This is a genomic window from Paenibacillus sp. P36 (assembly GCF_045866505.1).
In the GTDB taxonomy this organism is placed as follows: domain Bacteria; phylum Bacillota; class Bacilli; order Paenibacillales; family NBRC-103111; genus Paenibacillus_E; species Paenibacillus_E chondroitinus.
The window spans coordinates 945,128-963,289 of the sequence record NZ_AP038372.1 but is presented as its reverse complement, the minus strand read 5'-3'; the positions used below and the strand labels follow the sequence as shown (position 1 = coordinate 963,289).

Sequence of the window (18,162 nt, the reverse complement as noted above, 5' to 3'; positions counted from 1 at the left end):
TGGCTCGGTAAAAAAACAAAAACCTGTGAACCAACTTGCATTCACAGGTTTAGGCAATATGAATTTCAAATAGCTCTTCGAGTGTTCTGGAGGTGCCTTATTCATTTTCAAATCAAAAGAGTTCGCTAAACCGTGATAAATCATTCTTCAAACGGGCTTTGAAATTTTTAGAAAGTAAGGTGGAATTCTTCCCTTTCTGCTGGATAAGCCCTAAATAAACGGGACTTTGCCCTGTCAGGTCGAGATCTAGGATGACTGAATCCTCCCGAATAGAGGGCATTTCGCTTACAAATGAATAGTTAAGACCGATGGTAATAGCCAAATGATCGCGAAGTGCTCGAATGATCGAATTCCGGTTATTCGTCGTAAACAAAATATCAACAGGGCCAAAGTTAACTTGAAAATCATCTATGAACCATTTGACATAATCATCGTTATACAAAACAATCGTCTGCTCCAGAAGATCCTCCGGGGTAATCGTTTTGCGGGATGCCAAAAGGGACTGTTTGCTGACGGCCGCAACCATCTTTACGGTCAGCAACCGTTCAATCGAGAGCCCAATTTGTTCAATAGGTCGATTCTCAAATAAGATAACAAAGCCCAAATCAATTCTTTGATGCAGGATGTCATCAATAATCTCTTGGGAACCTTTTTCAGTAATCTCCATTCTGATCTGTGGATAATCTTTTTTGAAATCGATGGCAGCATTCTCAATTAAGGACGTAGGACCTGGAATAGTAGCAATTCGCAGGTTTCCAATTATGGGATTCGAAAAACCTTGAGCGGTTTCTTTTAATTCTCCGTACTTGTCCAGTAATTCATATACTTTTTTTAATATGATGATGCCTTCTGCCGTTGGAAGTACCCCTGATCGCGATCTTTTGAAAATGATAACGCCCCACTCGGCTTCTAAGCTGGAGATCGCTTGGCTGATTGCTGAAATAGTTATATGCAAATTTTGAGCAGCGGCTGAAATCGAGCTTGTCTTCGCTACCTCAACAAGATACTCCAACTTTTCAATATTCATCGAAACAGACAGCCCCTTCTTTTAGTTTCTCTTAAGCTAGGTCCACTATGTTTAAATATTTCTTCCTTTAGGATGATGATAAAATAAAAGAAGGACATCGAACAACACCTCTTAACAAGAAAGAGTTAAATGTGAGCATCACGGATAAAATAGACCAGTCAATGTCAAGGGCTTTGACTATGAAAAGGAGTGTTAGGTATGAGATTTCAGGCAAAAGTAGCGATTGTTACAGGCGGCGCAAGCGGTATAGGCGAAAAGACCGTCCGCTTATTTGCAGAAGAAGGCGCTAAGGTTGTTATTGCAGACTTTTCTGATCGTGGACAAGCTGTTTCAGATCAGTTAAATAAAGAAGGATTTGATACGTTATTTATTAAAACAGATGTAACCAAAGAAGATGAGGTCATTCATATGGTGACCCAAACGGTGAATAAATATGGCAAGCTGGATATTCTATTCGCCAATGCCGGAATCGCAAAAGACGCACCCGCGGATCTCTTAAGTACGGAAGCATGGCAGAAAACGATCGATATCAATTTGACCGGTGTGTTCCTATGCGATAAATATGCGATCAAACAAATGCTTGAACAAGGGACAGGCGGAGCAATCGTGAACTGTGGCTCTATTCACAGTCATGTAGGCAAGGCGAGCGTTACCGCTTATGCTTCGGCTAAAGGCGGGGTTAAGCTTCTAACCCAGTCACTTAGCGCGGATTATGCTATAAAGGGGATTCGTGTCAACGCGGTATGCCCAGGATACATTGATACCCCTCTCATTGAAGGTCGGAGCGAAACGGTTAATCAGCATCTCATCGGGTTGCATCCTATGGGGCGTCTAGGAAAGCCTGAAGAAGTTGCTAAAGCTGTGCTGTTCCTTGCCAGCGATGATGCTTCTTTTATAACAGGAACGAGCTTGCTTGTAGATGGCGGTTACACAGCTGTCTAATGTACAGTTTGAAGAAAACCTTTTATGGAAAGGAAGTATGAACCGTGAGACTAGCAGGCAAAGTTGCCCTTATAACAGGTGCAGGTGCAGGAATTGGAAAAGTAACAGCGCTTAGACTTGCAAAAGAAGGGGCAAAAGTAGTTGTAACGGATATCAATGTGGACAATGTCAATCAAACCGCTGCTGAGATTCAACAATCTGGTGGTGACGCGATCGCATTCCGCCATGATGTCAGTCATGAGGACAACTGGAAGCAGGTCGTAGAAGAATCAATTGCAAAGTATGGGCAAATCGATATTCTATTTAACAATGCAGGTATCTATTTCATTAAACCTCTTGCTGAAACCACTGTGGAAGAGTGGAATCGTATGATGAGTATTAATGTTACAAGCGTATTTCTTGGGATGAAGCATGTCATGCCGCATATGGCTGTGAATAAATGTGGTTCTGTTATTAATGCCTCCTCCATCGCAGGAATTAAAGGAGCGGCGGGACACATTGCTTACGGTGCTAGCAAAGGCGCGGTGCGCACCATGACGAAGGATGCAGCAGTTGAATATGCACAGGCCAATGTCCGCGTCAACTCAATTCATCCGGCTTATATTAATACAGCGATGGGCACCTATGCGGTTGATACGGCAAAGGTACCTGAAGAACAATTAGCCAAGATTATGGCCCCCTTAGGCCGGTTCGGAACGGTAGAGGAAGTCGCGAATTTAGTTGTTTTTCTGGCATCGGACGAGTCATCATTTTCAACAGGTGCAGAATTTATTCTCGATGGCGGGGCGACAGCAAAATAAGATTACTGGTACAAGAAGCTGCGTAGGAATGTTTCCTATGTGGCTTTTTTATCGTTTGCGTTTATTTGGTAGGATAACGAACTAGTTCAAAAAAAATGGTTTATTGAAAGGTGATTTATTGGATTGCTACGTTATTCTGCCCGTTAGCTTAGTCCCCACTGCTGTTAATCATATGCTCTAACTCAGTAAAAAAACGTTCACCACCCAGTGATGAGTGAAGTGAATGTTTTTTATTTCACATCTTTGTTTGTCATTTCAAAACTTTATTGTCAATTTCAAAACCAATTTGTCATCCATCAGTTAGTGTCGGGTGACAAATAAGTTTTGAAGTGCAAGAAGCCAACAAACTCAAAGGTTTGCTGGCTTTTCATATAAAATGGATTTACAAATTAAGTTTTGAAGTGATGTTTTTGAGTGAAAAACCTGATTTACAAATAAGTTCTGAAGTACTTCTTACAAACAATTTATAAAGAGTCCCCCTCCAGCAATCGTTCACCGTCCCTCAGTTCTATGATCTGTGATCTGTACTACTGATCGGACTCTTCTAACCCCTCAATAAATTCAGTAAAACTATCCGCAATAGGCACTAGATATTTATATGTTGGTATTTCCACATCGCTATGTATAGAGTCCCAGTAATAAATTGAACCGAAATCATCTCCTGCAACAGAGATACAAACAAAATTTTTTATTGGATCTTCTCAAATAGGGATTAAATTGGAGGGAAGTTCATTTTCTTTAGTGAAAATAAAAAAAACAACTGCTAAACACAGCACTTCTTTATGAATCAAAGGTAGGAAATACATCAAATGACTTATTACTCTTGCATCCTTAGTTGTGAACTTTCTGCATTTTGGTTTTCCGCCATTATATTTCAATAAAAAATCTTTATAATCCTCTGGAAGACTGAAACCATATCTTTCCTCAACCGCTACAATATCTTCTTCTGTTATTTCTCCAAAATAGCGTAGAAACGACAGCCGATCGTCAATGACTGGCTACCGCGATGTCTTTATTAAGCTATAGTTCCCAGTTAGTTCAATCCGTAATACATTCTCCCTAATCCAAGAAAGGCTTTAAAGATGTTTGAAGAAACTTCAAACAATCTCCTTCATTATATTCTGTAACCATTAGCTTAATCGAGTCAATGTCTTGCTCGCCTCTCTCAAACTTACACAGAAATCGCTCAAACTCGTTTCCTATACTCCTTAGCTCGCATGATTGCCTCAGCTCGGTTATTTACCCTTAACTTGCGATAAATGTTCTTCAAATGGAACTTCACCGTATCTTGAGTGACATTCAATTGATCGGCAATCTCCTTATAGATGAATCCCTCCGCAAGCAATTCAAACACCTTCTCTTCCTTCTCGGTCAGAGGCTCGTTAGACAAAGATTTAGGAGACGGATTGCTGCTCACAGCGTCAAGAAGCAGACGGATATAGTTCGAGGGCAACAATGTCAATGCTGTCTTTTGCTGCTGATTCAGAAGCTCGGCCAGCATCTCGACCATCTGAGGGCCTTCGTCAAGGTAGCTGCGGATGTAGCCCATCGGTTCCGAGAGCCTCAAGGCAATAGCCAACGGCGCAAGGGCTGCTTGGGGCTCCTCGGATTGCCGAAGCACCATGCTATACAAGATCTTCAGCCTAATCCGTTCTCGCAGACGATTTTCCTTGTCCGCAAGGCGCTCCAGCTTTTCGAACAATTGCAGCGCATCCTCGATCCGTCCATTCTCCGCAATCACCCTGACCATTACTACATACTCTTCAAAATACCGGGCCGAAACCTCGTCCGAATGCGACAATCCACTCTGTTCGAGCCAATCATATGCCTTCTGACGCTGCCCTTGAAGCAGATACAGCCAGGCTTGCTCCGCCTTGATTCTTTTCCAAATAACGGGCTGATCCGGCGAGTCAACGCTCGAACCGAGATGGGTAAGCCATTCAATTGCCTCCTCTCCTCTTCCGAGAGCCTGCTTGAGTCGGGATGACACCAGGCCCAAATGAATCCAAGTCCATACGTTGACACGAAGATCCTTTCGGCTGAGCGCTAGTCCAATATACAACTCCGCCTCCTCCAACCGATTCCACTCGTGCATAAGCGAACTATAGGATAGATACGCGTAGCCGACAAAGGGATAGTTCGGCTTCTTCCCCCACATCGTTATCAACTTAAGCTGGAATTGTTCCATCTCGTGCAGATCGACGGTCAGCGAGAGCGGATCCCCGAATCCCTCGTGACCTAAATAACGTTTGGTCGAGGCTTTCTGGAGGCTGCTTCCTTCTGGCAAATAATGCTCCAACAACTCAAAATAATGGAGGGCTCGCGGCATATTCTGCTGCATTCGGAAGAAGAGTGCATGTAAGTAATAGAGATTGCCCATCATTTGCTTCCATTCCGGCTCAGGGATGGACGCCTTCATCGCTTTGAACCGTCTCTCCGCTTGCTCAGCCTTACGCAGTCCTTGCTCCCAATCCCGATCCATCAGGAACTGCGAGATGCGGTACAGCTGGAACATCGGCTTGTGTTCAAAGCTGCTTTCCGGCAAGGCATTAATCCATCTTCGAACCACGTGGCTCCTCGATTGCAAGAGTTCGGGCATTATGCGGTCGATAATCAGGACGGCATCCTCTGCCTGTTCCGTCCTAATATAATGCTCCACCGCTTCTTCATAGAGCCCCTCGTTCACATACCAGGTCGCAGCCCAGTGGTGGGAAATTCTCCACAGTTCCGGGTAATTCCTAGCGCACAGCTGCTGCAAGAAATCGGACAACAGATGATGATAGCGGAACCAATCGCGCTGCTCATCCAGCGGAATGATGAACAAATTTAGTTGCTCCAACTGCGCCAGTTGGACCTGGCTGTCGGCTTGTCCCGTCACCGCCGCGCACAGATCCCCGTTCATGCGGCTCAGAACGGAGGTGGCCAGCAGAAATTCCTGCAAGGATTCCGGCAGATGCCCGAACACTTCTTCCAATAGATAATCAGAGATTTGGCGCTGCCGGCCGCTGAACTGGCGAATCGTATCGGCGATATTGCCGCTTCGTTTGAGCGTGATAGCCGCAAGCTGAAGTCCGCTTACCCAACCTTCCGTCTGCTCAAACAACGTAGAGATTTGCCTTATCGATAGCGATAAGTTCGTCGTCTCCCGGAAGAAGGCAACTCCCTCCTCCAACTCAAATCGCATGTCTTCTATTCGAATAACATTGATCTCGCCCTTGGCAAGAAGTCTGGTCGTGGGAAAAGACAGCTCGGTGCGGCTTGCGATATAGAGATGGAAGTTCGGAGGCAGATGCTCAAGCATATATCGGATCGACTCGTTAACGAACGCATTCTCGATGACGTGGTAGTCGTCCAGAATGAGTACATACTCACCGCTAATCGAGTTTAGCTCGTTCAGAAACGCCGATACGGCGAAATCGATAGAAGCCGCAGACTCTTGCTCAAGCAGGAATTCGATCGATTCCCCGAACAGCGGCAGTCTTTCTCGTATAGAAGCTAAGACGCAGCTCCAGAATGCGCCCCAATCGTTATCATATTTATCCAGGGAGACCCAGGCAACCGAAGCTCGACATTGCCTCGCCCATTCGCTTAAAGCTGTCGTTTTGCCGTAGCCCGCCTGGGCCGATAGCAAAGTCAGCTTGTTCTCCATGCCTTCCTCAAGCTTGCGCGTCAGTTGCGGCCTAGTCACTAAAGATCTGCGCGCTGGGGGAATGAGATATTTGGTACTACGAATCATATTCAAAGCCTCCGAACGACTAATAAAAAATTCCATATAATCGATTATATTCGATTATATCGGACAATTCCCTTTGGAAATTTTGTGACAATTACAAAACCCCTGTGCTATAGGGCACAGGGGTTTCTCGTCAATCCGGTTTATTCTTTTGTCTTCTGCTGCTCTAGCATTCGCAGAAGAACCGTCACCGCTTCCGCTCGGCTTGCTTTGGCTTCGGAATTGAACCGATTGTCTCCCGTTCCTTGCATCAGACCGGTCTTCTTGAGAACGGCAACCGCTCCCTTCGCCCACTCCGGAATCTCGTTGTTATCCGCGAAGCCGGTCGCGGCATTCAATTCGACTGTCAGATCTAGCGCCTTAACGATCATCGCCGCCATCTCGATTCGCGTAATCTCAGCGTTCGGACGGAAAGTACCATCGTCATAACCTGTGATGATGCCAGCTTGTTTAGCCTCCGCCACGGCATTATTAGCCCATACAGGAATTTGTGATGCATCCTCGAAGGCTAATTCCTCCGTTGCTCCTGCAGGCTTAATCGCATTCATTAGCATCACTGCGAATTGAGCTCGCGTAACCGTGAGATTCGGCTTGAACGTTCCGTCCGAATAACCAGCCGTAATCCCTTGGCTAGCTCCTTGGCGAATCGCTTCCTCCGCCCAGTGACCGGCGATGTCGCCGAATTCGATTACCGGCTTCGCCGTAACTCCTACAGCTAACACGGCGAATTTCGTGAAGTGATTGACCTCTGCGGTAATGAAGCCGCCGCTTACGACGCCGCCAACCTCCACCCATTCTTTCTTCTCTTCATCATAATAGAAGATAGAAGCACGCTCGCTGTCGCTTAGCTTCGTCGGATCGAAGGCAAGCTTCAACGTAATGTTTTTCTTGAAAGTACCAGGGACATTCTTCAACACTTCGAAAACTTCGCTCACCAGCACTTCGTTATGCTTCAACAATTCATCAGTGTCCAACAAGGTCTCTACTGTCACTCGCAAACTCGCGTCCGTCGCGTTGGCTGGGATCTCGATGGTGATCTCGTCATCACTCGAGCTAACCGTTCCCGGTCGACCAACAGGAATCGTCAACTCTCCATTGTCGGAGATGACTGGGCTGTTATCCGGAACGCTTACGCCTCCACTGCTGCCTCCGCCGCTTGGAACTTCCGTCCACTTCGCATAAAGCGTCGTGTTTGCACTTACCGTATCCGTCAAGAAGTTCCAGGCCGAGGCGTAACCCTCTTCCTTATACCAGCCCAAGAACGTGTAGCCTGCTCTCGTCGGATCGGCCGGCTTTGTGACCGTCGCGCCGGAGACGATACCGGTCGCGCTCGCTACCGCACTGCCTTCCTTCGAATCGAACGTCACCGTGTACGTCGACACCGGAACTGCCGTCCATTTCGCATAAAGCGTCGTATTTACGTTTACCGTATCCGTAGAGAAGTTCCAGGCCAAGGCGTAACCCTCTTCCTTATACCAGCCCGAGAACGTGTAACCTGCTCTCGTCGGATCGGCCGGCTTTGTGACCGTCGCTCCGGAGGTAATGCCGGTCGCGCTCGCTACCGCACTGCCTTCCTTCGAATCGAACGTTACCGTGTACGTCGACACCGGAACTGCCGTCCACTTCGCATACAAAGTTGTATTCGCACTTACCGTATCCGTGGAGAAGTTCCAGGCCGAGGCGTAACCCTCATCCTTATACCAGCCTGAGAATGTATAGCCTGCTCTCGTCGGATCGGCCGGCTTTGTGACAGTAGCTCCGGAGGTAATGCCGGTCGCGCTCGCTACCGCACTGCCTTCCTTCGAATCGAACGTCACCGTGTACGTCGACACCGGAACTGCCGTCCATTTCGCATAAAGCGTCGTATTCGCACTTACCGTATCCGTCATGAAGTTCCAGGCCGTGGCGTAACCCTCATCCTTATACCAGCCCGAGAACGTGTAACCTGCTCTCGTCGGATCGGCCGGCTTTGTGACCGTCGCGCCGGAGACGATACCGGTCGCGCTCGCTACCGCACTGCCTTCCTTCGAATCGAAGGTCACCGTGTACGTCGCGACCGGAATCGAGCTCCACTTCGCATACAAAGTCGTATTCGCACTTACCGTATCCGTCGTGAAGTTCCAACCCGAGACGTAGCCCTTATCCTTATACCAGCCCGAGAACGTATAGCCTGCTCTCGTCGGATCAGCCGGCTTTGTGACCGTCGCACCGGAGGTAATGCCGGTCGCGCTCGCTACCGCACTGCCTTCCTTCGAATCGAACGTCACCGTGTACGTCGACACCGGAACTGCCGTCCACTTCGCATAAAGCGTCGTGTTTGCACTTACCGTATCCGTCATGAAGTTCCATGCCGAGGCGTAACCCTCATCCTTATACCAGCCCGAGAACGTATAGCCTGCTCTCGTCGGATCGGCCGGCTTTGTGACAGTCGCGCCGGAGGTAATGCCGGTCAAGATCGCTACCGCACTGCCTTCCTTCGAATCGAACGTCACCGTGTACGTCGACACCGGAACTGCCGTCCACTTCGCATAAAGCGTCGTGTTTGCACTTACCGTATCCATCATGAAGTTCCATGCCGAGGCGTAACCCTCATCCTTATACCAGCCCGAGAACGTATAGCCTGCTCTCGTCGGATCGACCGGCTTTGTGACAGTCGCGCCGGAGGTAATGCCAGTCAAGCTCGCTACCGCACTGCCTTCCTTCGAATCGAACGTCACCGTGTACGTCGACACCGGAACTACCGTCCACTTCGCATACAACGTCGTGTTTGTACTTACCGTATCCGTCATGAAGTTCCAGGCCGTGGCGTAACCCTCATCCTTATACCAGCCCGAGAACGTGTAACCTGCTCTCGTCGGATCGGCCGGCTTTGTGACCGTCGCGCCGGAGACGATACCGGTCGCGCTCGCTACCGCACTGCCTTCCTTCGAATCGAACGTCACCGTGTACGTCGACACCGGAACTGCCGTCCATTTCGCATAAAGCGTCGTATTCGCACTTACCGTATCCGTCATGAAGTTCCAGGCCGAGGCGTAGCCCTCATCCTTATACCAGCCCGAGAACGTGTAGCCTGCTCTCGTCGGATCGGCCGGCTTTGTGACAGTCGCGCCGGAGGTAATGCCGGTCAAGCTCGCTACCGCACTGCCGTCCTTCGAATCGAACGTCACCGTGTACGTCGACACCGGAACTGCCGTCCACTTCGCATACAAAGTCGTATTCGCACTTACCGTATCCGTCATGAAGTTCCAGGCCGAGGCGTAACCCTCATCCTTATACCAGCCCGAGAACGTGTAACCTGCTCTCGTCGGATCGGCCGGCTTTGTGACAGTCGCGCCGGAGGTAATGCCGGTCAAGCTCGCTACCGCACTGCCGTCCTTCGAATCGAACGTCACCGTGTACGTCGACACCGGAACTGCCGTCCACTTCGCATACAAAGTCGTATTCGCACTTACCGTATCCGTCATGAAGTTCCAGGCCGAGGCGTAACCCTCATCCTTATACCAGCCCGAGAACGTGTAACCTGCTCTCGTCGGATCGGCCGGCTTTGTGACAGTCTCGCCGGAGAAGATGCCGGTCGCGCTCGCTACCGCACTGCCGTCCTTCGAATCGAATGTCACCGTATACGTCGACACTGGAACTGCCGTCCACTTCGCATACAGAGTCTTATAAACGCTCCACGTATCCAAGATTACCGTATCCGTCGCGAAGTTCCAGGCCGACGAGAAGTTTTCATCCGCATACCAACCCGAGAATGCGAAGCCTGCTCTCGTCGGATCGGATGGCTTCGGGACGGTCGCTCCGGAGAGAATGCCGGGCGCGCTCTCAACCGAACTTCCTCCTTGCGAGTCGAACAACACCGTGTACGTCGGCGTCCACTTCGCGTAAAGCGTCGTATTCGCATTTACCGTATCCGTATCGAAATCCCATAAGGTAATATAATTCCATTCCTTATACCAACCCGCGAAAATATAGCCATCATTTGTTGACTCCGGCCTTGCAATCGTCGATCCCGGGCTAACTTCATTCAGGTCCTCGACCGGACTGCCATTATTTACGACGAATTTTACCTTGTAGCCCGCCGGTGCGGCTGCCCGCGTTACCGTCAGGGTATAATTAGTCTTAGCTAACCCATCCTCCGACGTCACCACGACCGCAATCATATTGCTCCCGACCTCCAAGGGAATCGCCTCGGATAACCCGCCGTTCACCACGCTTTTTCCATTTACGGTAATCGTTGCATAATCCATTTTGGCCACTGGATATACTCTAGTGCTATGCACGCCGTAGGCCATGTTGACGGAGTATTTCTTGTTGTCGCCCGGATCGACAACCGGTATGCCGTTGTTCAGCCCCAGTTCGATAAGAGAAGTGTCCGCGCCCGGGAGGCGATTAATAAGTAACGTATAGGTCCGGGTTGTCATCCCGTCTCTCGCCGTCACGACGACCGTTATCGTGTTATCTCCCATTAGTAAGCCAACGGGTACTTTGACGCCGCTTGTCGCTTCGATTCCGTTTACCGTGACGGTCGCCCCGCTATCCTCGGGTTGGGGATCGATCAGAACCTTGTTCTGGCCGATGAGATCTATAAAATCATAGAACGGCAAGCTCTTATTGAACCCGTAGCCGACGGGTAAATCCCCCGGTATGTCGCTTTCCAGAAATAGGCCTAGAAAATTCAATATGGTGTTACTACCCGGCCCACCCGCTCGAGTTACCGTTAAAGTGGTGACTTTCCCTTTCCAAGGGGGGGCCGGTGTCACCAGAATCTCTATCGTGTTAACTCCAACATTCAGGGCAATTGCTCCCGACGGACTGCCGCTAGCTACTTCTACGCCGTTTACCTCAATCTTGGAATCAGCGTCTGCCGCCGTCGGCGTAACCGTTATCTCGCTCACGTCATTCGCAACGTCCGCATAGAATTTCCAAGTGTCCATGAGGTCCTCCACAGCCTTGCCGCTAGACAGAGTTAAAGTGGTTAGACTCGTAACCCCGCTGCTTCCTGCAGAAGAGTAAGAGGGGAATAACCCCATGACTATTAACAAAACCGTAAACAATGAAATACCACGCCTAATCATTAGTATCAACTCTCCTCTTATCGTTGTGTAGATAGAGTCCATTGGTCACTCTAGAGCTGCACAAGCCATAATCTCTATTATAAGAGATAGCAGGGCTGAATTGACCTACCCGAGAGGGTAGGTCTATGGGCTAAATCGGGTAGGTAAATTCATGTTTACAGATTCGGCTGCCCCTTGGTTTTAAAAAGGAAATAAGAACCCTGAGTCTAGCGGTCTCCGCGTTCAATTCAATAAAAAAATACCAAGCCGGATGAGATCCAGGACTTAGCGTCCTCTTGGTGTTTCGGTCATCCTTTATGAGCGCTGAAGGCCGCATCTTCGTTTATCAGCAAGCTTTGATACTCGTCGATCCTAAAAAAAATCGAGCAAATCCTAGGAGTTACCCTGGAACTACTTCACTCTCTTTAGATCGGTTCCATACATTTTTTACTGGTTCCACACTTTTTTATCACTAGACACCTAGTCAATATTGCATCCACAAATTGACCGCAAAATTTACTGGTTCACGACTTTATTTCATTTTTGTGTAATTCCGAGTGAGAGTAGCTAATGGATTTCAAAATTATATATTATTTATAAAAATAATTTAAAATTACTGACTGGTCACATGATTGAAATTCGTTAGTTCAAGAAGTAAATAATACGATTCCAACAACAAAACAAACAAGGTTGGGTGACAAACTGGCTTTTCCGGGTAAATTACAACTACAAATTAGTTTTGAAATGCTGCAGACAAATTAATTAAAACAATGACACGTTGAACTAACGTTCTGCGTTAGGTTAATCAAAAATCCCCATTCCATAGTCTTACTACTTCTTTTAGTTCTAAATCTTCAAAACTTAATTTATAAATATCTGGTTTCTTTAATTGATTTAAAAAATCCAAACCATAACTTGAATCAAAATAATTCATCATCAATGTCATTACAAGTCCATGTGTTCCAATAGCTATTTTTTTCCCAGAGTGGTCTTTTAATATATTTTTTATCACTGATATCGATCTATTCTGACATTCAGAATTAGACTCCCCACCCGGTAAAGAATAATCAAAATCATAAAATTTCTCACTAATGACGGACATTAAATTCTCAATAATGTCTCTAGCAAAATGCCTTTCCCTGAGATCTTCAAATGTTTCGATACTTAATCCCAAGTTTTGTGCCAATCCCTCAATACTCAGAATTGCTCGTTTATACGGGCTAGATATAATGACATCAATTCCTTCTTCTTTAAGAATTTCTGTAACTTTTTCAACATCGCCCTTGCCCTTACTGGTAAGCCCCCTTGTTCTTTCTGTTCCTTCATTGTAAGGTGATTCAGCATGCCTAACCATATAGATGATGGTGTTCATATATTCCTCCTTGAAATGTTAACTTATTATATTAACTGTTATTTCACATTACGTGATAATCGAAGTTCGTGAATATTCTTCTCAAAAAGTATTCGCGAAGTCGTTTAGCTTACCTGTCCGTTAACATAATGAAGCTGCCGTGCCTTCGCGCGGCAGCTTCATTATGTTTGTTTATTGAGCTCTCGTTCCCCGTTAGCTCAACAAACAGGTGTTTTAAGATCTAAGTACACTTGTTTTCCCGCTAAGCAAATCTTCAAAGACTGGTCGTTGAACTTTGTTTATTTGATCTAGTGAAATATGATTAATATTCCAGAACTGTAATTTGAGGGATTCACATAATTCGTCTTGAAAAACTATCGTATCCTCATCTTCAGATAAATGCTCATTGTCATCAGTCCAAGCATTAAAGAGAAACATGACGAAAACAACCTTGTTTCCATCAGGATAAGTGTATTCCATCCTAGGTCCGCTATATACTGCATAAAATTCACAATCTTTAACCGATAATCCTGTTTCCTCAATCACTTCACGAATCATTGTCTCTTCGATGGTCTCACCTGGATTCATGCCTCCACCCGGTAACCCCCAATCGCCATAATCGGATCTCTTCTGCAGTAAAATTCTGCCCATACTATCTCTTATAATTGCTCCTCCGGTTACAACAATTCTCATTTAAAGTAACTCCCTACTTAGTTAATAATAGCTAGGTTAAGTATTCTTGGCTTTCATGAAAAGTCCTCTCAGGTAGTTTGAGACTGTTGAGATATCCTGCCCATTCAATGAAAAAGGGAGCATCTGCCTGGCGCGGCGATCTGCTCCCTGAATGTTCAACTATCGTTATCCATTAGCGTAATGAACCTTCATTTTTTAAAAGGGAAATAAAATCTGCTGTGTTTGCAAATACAGCATCAGGTTTTATATCAAATACTGTACTTTGATAAGTGGATAACCACTGAACCGCATAAGTCCGAACCCCTGCAGATTTCCCCGCAATAATATCTGCATTACTATCTCCTAGAAACACTGCTTTCTCTACTGTTAACCCAAAGAATTCTAAAGCTTTATGTACACCTTCAGGATCGGGCTTAGCCTTTTCAACATCATCACCAGTTACAACTAAATCAAAATATTTCGATATATTTAACGCTTCTGATGAGATTTTAAATGCTTTTCGACTTTTTCCAGTAATAACTGCAACTTTTTTATTATTCTCTTTAAGCAAAGATAATAAATCTAGAATTGAATTGATATCGTTAATCTCGGCGTGTCCTTGTCCATATAAATAATAGTATTCATTTATTGCATCTTGTACTAAATCTGTATTTTGGAAGTTCATCGCAATAATTTCATCTTCTGTAGGGCCGAACATGGATACAAGTATTTCATTAGTTACATCTTGGCCATCATATTTTTTGAAAACTGCTCTAAACGCGGCAAAAGACGAAGGTAAAGTATCTGCTAATGTACCATCAAAGTCAAATAATACTAGTTCAGTGGTCATGAAAAAACTCCTTTTAGAATTTTTTTGATTACCATTAAGTTCCATATCCTTACTTAATTATCCTGCCTCATTTAAATGAACAGGGAGCAGATGCCGATCGCGGCGACCTACTCCCTGTTTTTAGGCTATCGTTCGCCGTTAGTTCAACGCTCTACCCAATTCGGTATATGATGTGCAAAATATTCGCCAATCTTGGTTAGTTCTCTCATAACGAAAGTAATTCTCTTTTCGTCAAGAAACCAATTATCTTTGTTAGTTCCAGTCTTATCAGTTACAGGTGTTACCATAAATGTAGTTTCATTAAAATCGACCTGATAAGTCAGCAATGCTCGTCTGGCATGATATGATTTACAAACTAATATTGCCTTAGAGGGGAGATTCCCCATTTGTTGGAGTAACTGTCTGGAAAATCTTGAGTTTTCAAAGGTATTGGTAGCCTTATCTTCACAAAGGATTGCATTTTCCGGTACGCCTAGTGCTATTCCAATATCACGAAGAAATTCCCATTCCGTAGTTTTTACATTCGGAGTCGAACCACCTGAAGGCAATATATAGGGTGCTAAGCCCTGATGGAATAGTTCAGCTGCTTTTTCCATCAGCTGTGGATGGCTTCCACCAGGAATCATTATGACATCAGCGGGATCAATATCTGTTTCAAAAAACATAAATTCCGTAATACAATCAAATGGATATGACATTCAAGTTTCCACCCCCATAGTTCAATGCCATTATATTACCGCGTATTGGTACTAAACTTCCCCTTAGTCATAATGAAAAAGCAGCCGATCATTCTGGCCGACTGCACAAATGTTAGTATTCTGCTAACATTTATCCGTTAGCTTAATCGCTTATTGGACAAAAACACCATACTCTCGTCAACCGACCTGTTAATATAGTCAATGATTTCAAAGTTATTGTTGTTAAATAGCTCAAGCCCTTCATTCATAAGGGCTTCATCAATTGTAAAGTCATTTCTCAGCAAATCTAGTAAGGCAGGTAAGTATTCGCTGTTATACCCATCCATGTTCACGGTAGTCATTACATGCTGATGAAGTTTTAGAGAATATTGTTTTATAATTCTTCCGTTTAATCTTTTAAAGTCACGATAAGCGACTAGTCCATTCTCCTTCAATTGCTGAGGAGATGCCAATCCCACGATTTTTAAATATAGTTCCAGCCAAACTACATCCGAAATTAAGTGACATAAATAACCAAGGTAAAAGGGTTTATTCATGTTATCCTTGTACGTATCATAAAAGCGAAAGTAGTTGATACGACTTTTTCCGCTTGCATCAATATCCTTAAAATGTGTTACTCCTTTTACCACACCCATGAGCCCATGTATATCAGGTGCTATCCCCCCGAGCATAAACTCGTTCCTGTTCTCAATACCTAACCTATCAGCTAATAGAGATGAAATACAATAATGCATGATTCTTGAACCCATCTGTATGCCTCCTTCTTAAGCTATAGAAACTGTATTTATATGCCTTTATCCATAATCTGATATACATGGATATATTTCAATAGTCGTAAACTAACATGTCAATGACAATAAGATAATAAATTGTGGAGTATCTAGGTCCATCACAATTGAGCCACTATTGCTCCATTAAACTGCTGCCCGTTAGTTAAACGGATGGGTAAATCGTTTGAAATACTTAAAAATACTTAAATACTACTTTAATATACTTAAAATTTATGATAAAATTACTTACAAGGGGTGATGATGATGTATCAAGAAGAACGATTACTAAAAATACTCGACTATATTAATGAACACCATGCGATGAGTGTTATGGATATCTGCTCTCTTCTAGAAGTATCTAGGGATACAGCCCGTAGAGATATTGTTAAATTAGTACAAGAGGGGGTCGTTATTCGTACACATGGAGGCGTCGCTTTACCTCAATTGAAGAAGGAAATAGCCTCCTATCAGGAACGTTTAATTGACGAAACAGACAGTAAAAGTAAAATTGGGAAGATAGCAGCTAAACTAGTTCAAGATCGGGAAACAGTCATTCTAGACGTATCAACTACGGTACAGTCTGTAGCAGAACAAATCTCAGCTAAAAATATTACAGCTGTCACACATTCCATAGACATTGTAGGCATTCTCTCAGGACGGGAAGATCTGCAAGTATATGTGCTAGGTGGCTATTTACATACCAAGAATCTGTTATTATATGGACCTTCCGTCATTGATAAGCTAAGAGAATTAAGAGCTGATAAGGCATTTATCGGAGCTACATCTATACAAACTGATGGGCTTTACTTCCCTTACGAAGATGATGTTTCTGTAAAAAAAGAGATGGCCCGCAGATCGGATCAGGTAATCGTCGTGGCTGATTTCACGAAATTTACAAGCAAATCGGTTTATCGTCTAGATTTTGACTTTGTGGATATTTTGATTACCGATCAAGAGGTGCCTAACGAAATAAGAGAAGTACTCCATAATAAAAATATAGCGATTATTCAATGTGAAGAGAAAGACAGATACGAGGAGGATAACAAAGATGAGTCTTAAAATTTTGCACAACGTAAACGTGATTCAACCAGACGATCTTGTTCTACCTACCACACTTTGGATAAGAAACGGAATTATTGAAAAGTTAGAAAGTGGCCTTTCTTCACTTCCGGAGGGCGAGTATGAACTATTGGATGGCCAAGGACATTTATTGATACCTGGTATGATAGATGTGCATATCCACGGTGCTAACGGGTTCGATATGATGGATGGCAGTGTGAAGAGTATTCAGGAGGTTTCGCGTGCTTGTGCTGAAACGGGCTGCACCTCGTTTCTGGTTACCTCCGTTAGCTCTACAATTGAAGAATTACTAGCCATGATTCGCAGTGTGAAACGTGTAATCGGGCGTGAAGTCGGGGCCAAAATTGCCGGGCTTCATCTAGAGGGTCCTTACCTGAATCCGAAACGTAAAGGTATGCAAAATGAACGGTTTTTACGACATCCGAATCTTACTGAAATGAAAGAAATTTTTAACGAAGCAGACGGACTGATTAAGATGGTTACAATAGCCCCAGAATTACCTGGCGGGATGGAACTCATCTCTTTTCTGAAAGAAAATGGCGTCATCATCGCCGTTGCGCATTCGGATGCCACATACGAGGAAGCAAAGCAAGCCTTTGAAGCCGGAGCGAGTCACGTTACGCATTGTTTCAATGGTATGCGACCGATTCATCATCGTGACCCCGGTCTGGTTGTAGCCGCTTTTGAAGAAGAACATGTAAGCCTCCAAGCGATTGTGGATGGTATTCATTTGCATCCTGCGATCGTTAGAATGATGCATCGTCTGAAAGGACCAGATGGCATGGTACTTATCACAGATGCTTTGCAAGCCATGGGACTAGGTGATGGGAATTATGTGTTCGGTGGCCATCATGTTACAGTTTCCGACGGCGTAGCTCGACTAGAGGATGGGACTTTAGCCTCCAGTACGGTTACGATGAATGAGGCACTTCGTCTAACCGTAGAAACCGGCATTTCTTTAAAAGACGCGGTTCAAATGGCTTCAACCACACCTGCACGAATATTAAGCCTTGATACCCTTGGCAGAATCTCCACGGGCTTTGACGCTGATCTTGTCTTGTTAAATAAACAATTCCAAGTGCAATGGACAATGATTAAGGGTCATATCATCTCTTTCTAAACAGGAATCATCGAAATCCTCGATTACCGATACGCATATTTCATATTAGATAAATAAGATTCCCC

At 45.1% G+C, this 18,162-nt stretch carries 13 protein-coding genes; 4 read left to right on the top strand and 9 right to left on the bottom strand.

Annotated elements, in window-relative coordinates:
• Positions 1-112: 112 nt before the first annotated feature.
• On the bottom strand, positions 113-1,027 hold the full coding sequence (locus tag ACKTT9_RS04455) for a LysR family transcriptional regulator (protein WP_407870630.1): 915 nt from the start codon (positions 1,025-1,027) through the stop codon (positions 113-115).
• Between the two features lie 198 nt (positions 1,028-1,225).
• Here ACKTT9_RS04455 and ACKTT9_RS04450 point away from each other — a divergent pair, with 198 nt between their 5' ends.
• Positions 1,226-1,969: an SDR family NAD(P)-dependent oxidoreductase gene (locus ACKTT9_RS04450; protein WP_407870629.1), complete on the top strand. Its 744-nt coding sequence runs from the start codon at positions 1,226-1,228 to the stop codon at positions 1,967-1,969.
• A 44-nt stretch (positions 1,970-2,013) separates the two neighbouring features.
• The gene (locus ACKTT9_RS04445) at positions 2,014-2,769 is read left to right on the top strand and encodes an SDR family NAD(P)-dependent oxidoreductase (RefSeq protein ID WP_407870628.1); all 756 of its coding nucleotides are present in this window, start codon (positions 2,014-2,016) and stop codon (positions 2,767-2,769) included.
• Between the two features lie 701 nt (positions 2,770-3,470).
• Here ACKTT9_RS04445 and ACKTT9_RS04440 read toward each other — a convergent pair.
• The 8 genes from ACKTT9_RS04440 to ACKTT9_RS04405 all read right to left on the bottom strand — a co-directional run bounded on the left by ACKTT9_RS04440 (position 3,471) and on the right by ACKTT9_RS04405 (position 15,876).
• Entirely contained in the window at positions 3,471-3,722 is a 252-nt protein-coding gene (locus tag ACKTT9_RS04440) for an SMI1/KNR4 family protein (protein WP_407872958.1), read from the bottom strand.
• A 233-nt stretch (positions 3,723-3,955) separates the two neighbouring features.
• On the bottom strand, positions 3,956-6,505 hold the full coding sequence (locus tag ACKTT9_RS04435) for a LuxR C-terminal-related transcriptional regulator (protein WP_407870627.1): 2,550 nt from the start codon (positions 6,503-6,505) through the stop codon (positions 3,956-3,958).
• Positions 6,506-6,645: 140 nt separating this feature from the next.
• Positions 6,646-11,436 (bottom strand): InlB B-repeat-containing protein, encoded by a 4,791-nt coding sequence (locus tag ACKTT9_RS04430; protein ID WP_407870626.1) that lies wholly within the window; start codon positions 11,434-11,436, stop codon positions 6,646-6,648.
• Between the two features lie 925 nt (positions 11,437-12,361).
• The gene (locus tag ACKTT9_RS04425; RefSeq protein WP_407870625.1) at positions 12,362-12,928 is read right to left on the bottom strand and encodes a histidine phosphatase family protein; all 567 of its coding nucleotides are present in this window, start codon (positions 12,926-12,928) and stop codon (positions 12,362-12,364) included.
• Between the two features lie 213 nt (positions 12,929-13,141).
• On the bottom strand, positions 13,142-13,600 hold the full coding sequence (locus ACKTT9_RS04420; protein ID WP_407870624.1) for an NUDIX domain-containing protein: 459 nt from the start codon (positions 13,598-13,600) through the stop codon (positions 13,142-13,144).
• 172 nt (positions 13,601-13,772) lie between these two features.
• Positions 13,773-14,429, bottom strand: a complete 657-nt coding sequence (locus ACKTT9_RS04415) for an HAD family hydrolase (protein ID WP_407870623.1) — start codon at positions 14,427-14,429, stop codon at positions 13,773-13,775.
• A 143-nt stretch (positions 14,430-14,572) separates the two neighbouring features.
• Positions 14,573-15,127, bottom strand: coding sequence for a YdcF family protein (locus tag ACKTT9_RS04410; RefSeq protein WP_407870622.1), 555 nt, complete (start codon positions 15,125-15,127; stop codon positions 14,573-14,575).
• Between the two features lie 137 nt (positions 15,128-15,264).
• Positions 15,265-15,876: a zinc dependent phospholipase C family protein gene (locus ACKTT9_RS04405; protein WP_407870621.1), complete on the bottom strand. Its 612-nt coding sequence runs from the start codon at positions 15,874-15,876 to the stop codon at positions 15,265-15,267.
• A 279-nt stretch (positions 15,877-16,155) separates the two neighbouring features.
• Here ACKTT9_RS04405 and ACKTT9_RS04400 point away from each other — a divergent pair, with 279 nt between their 5' ends.
• Together ACKTT9_RS04400 and nagA are read left to right on the top strand one after the other, a co-directional pair.
• On the top strand, positions 16,156-16,956 hold the full coding sequence (locus ACKTT9_RS04400) for a DeoR/GlpR family DNA-binding transcription regulator (RefSeq protein WP_407870620.1): 801 nt from the start codon (positions 16,156-16,158) through the stop codon (positions 16,954-16,956).
• A complete protein-coding gene (gene nagA / locus ACKTT9_RS04395; RefSeq protein WP_407870619.1) occupies positions 16,946-18,097 on the top strand; it encodes an N-acetylglucosamine-6-phosphate deacetylase in 1,152 nt (383 codons plus the stop codon). The genes ACKTT9_RS04400 and nagA overlap by 11 nt, the downstream gene beginning before the upstream one ends.
• The last annotated feature ends 65 nt before the right edge of the window (positions 18,098-18,162 follow it).

Bases quoted from the DNA above. Each gene is read 5' to 3' on its own strand.
- ACKTT9_RS04455 (WP_407870630.1), bottom strand. From the start codon at position 1,027: ATGAATATTGAAAAGTTGGAGTATCTTGTTGAGGTAGCGAAGACAAGC.
- ACKTT9_RS04450 (WP_407870629.1), top strand. From the start codon at position 1,226: ATGAGATTTCAGGCAAAAGTAGCGATTGTTACAGGCGGCGCAAGCGGT.
- ACKTT9_RS04435 (WP_407870627.1), bottom strand. From the start codon at position 6,505: ATGATTCGTAGTACCAAATATCTCATTCCCCCAGCGCGCAGATCTTTA.
- ACKTT9_RS04430 (WP_407870626.1), bottom strand. From the start codon at position 11,436: ATGGACACTTGGAAATTCTATGCGGACGTTGCGAATGACGTGAGCGAG.
- ACKTT9_RS04425 (WP_407870625.1), bottom strand. From the start codon at position 12,928: ATGAACACCATCATCTATATGGTTAGGCATGCTGAATCACCTTACAAT.
- ACKTT9_RS04420 (WP_407870624.1), bottom strand. From the start codon at position 13,600: ATGAGAATTGTTGTAACCGGAGGAGCAATTATAAGAGATAGTATGGGC.
- ACKTT9_RS04415 (WP_407870623.1), bottom strand. From the start codon at position 14,429: ATGACCACTGAACTAGTATTATTTGACTTTGATGGTACATTAGCAGAT.
- ACKTT9_RS04410 (WP_407870622.1), bottom strand. From the start codon at position 15,127: ATGTCATATCCATTTGATTGTATTACGGAATTTATGTTTTTTGAAACA.
- ACKTT9_RS04405 (WP_407870621.1), bottom strand. From the start codon at position 15,876: ATGGGTTCAAGAATCATGCATTATTGTATTTCATCTCTATTAGCTGAT.
- ACKTT9_RS04400 (WP_407870620.1), top strand. From the start codon at position 16,156: ATGATGATGTATCAAGAAGAACGATTACTAAAAATACTCGACTATATT.
- nagA (WP_407870619.1), top strand. From the start codon at position 16,946: ATGAGTCTTAAAATTTTGCACAACGTAAACGTGATTCAACCAGACGAT.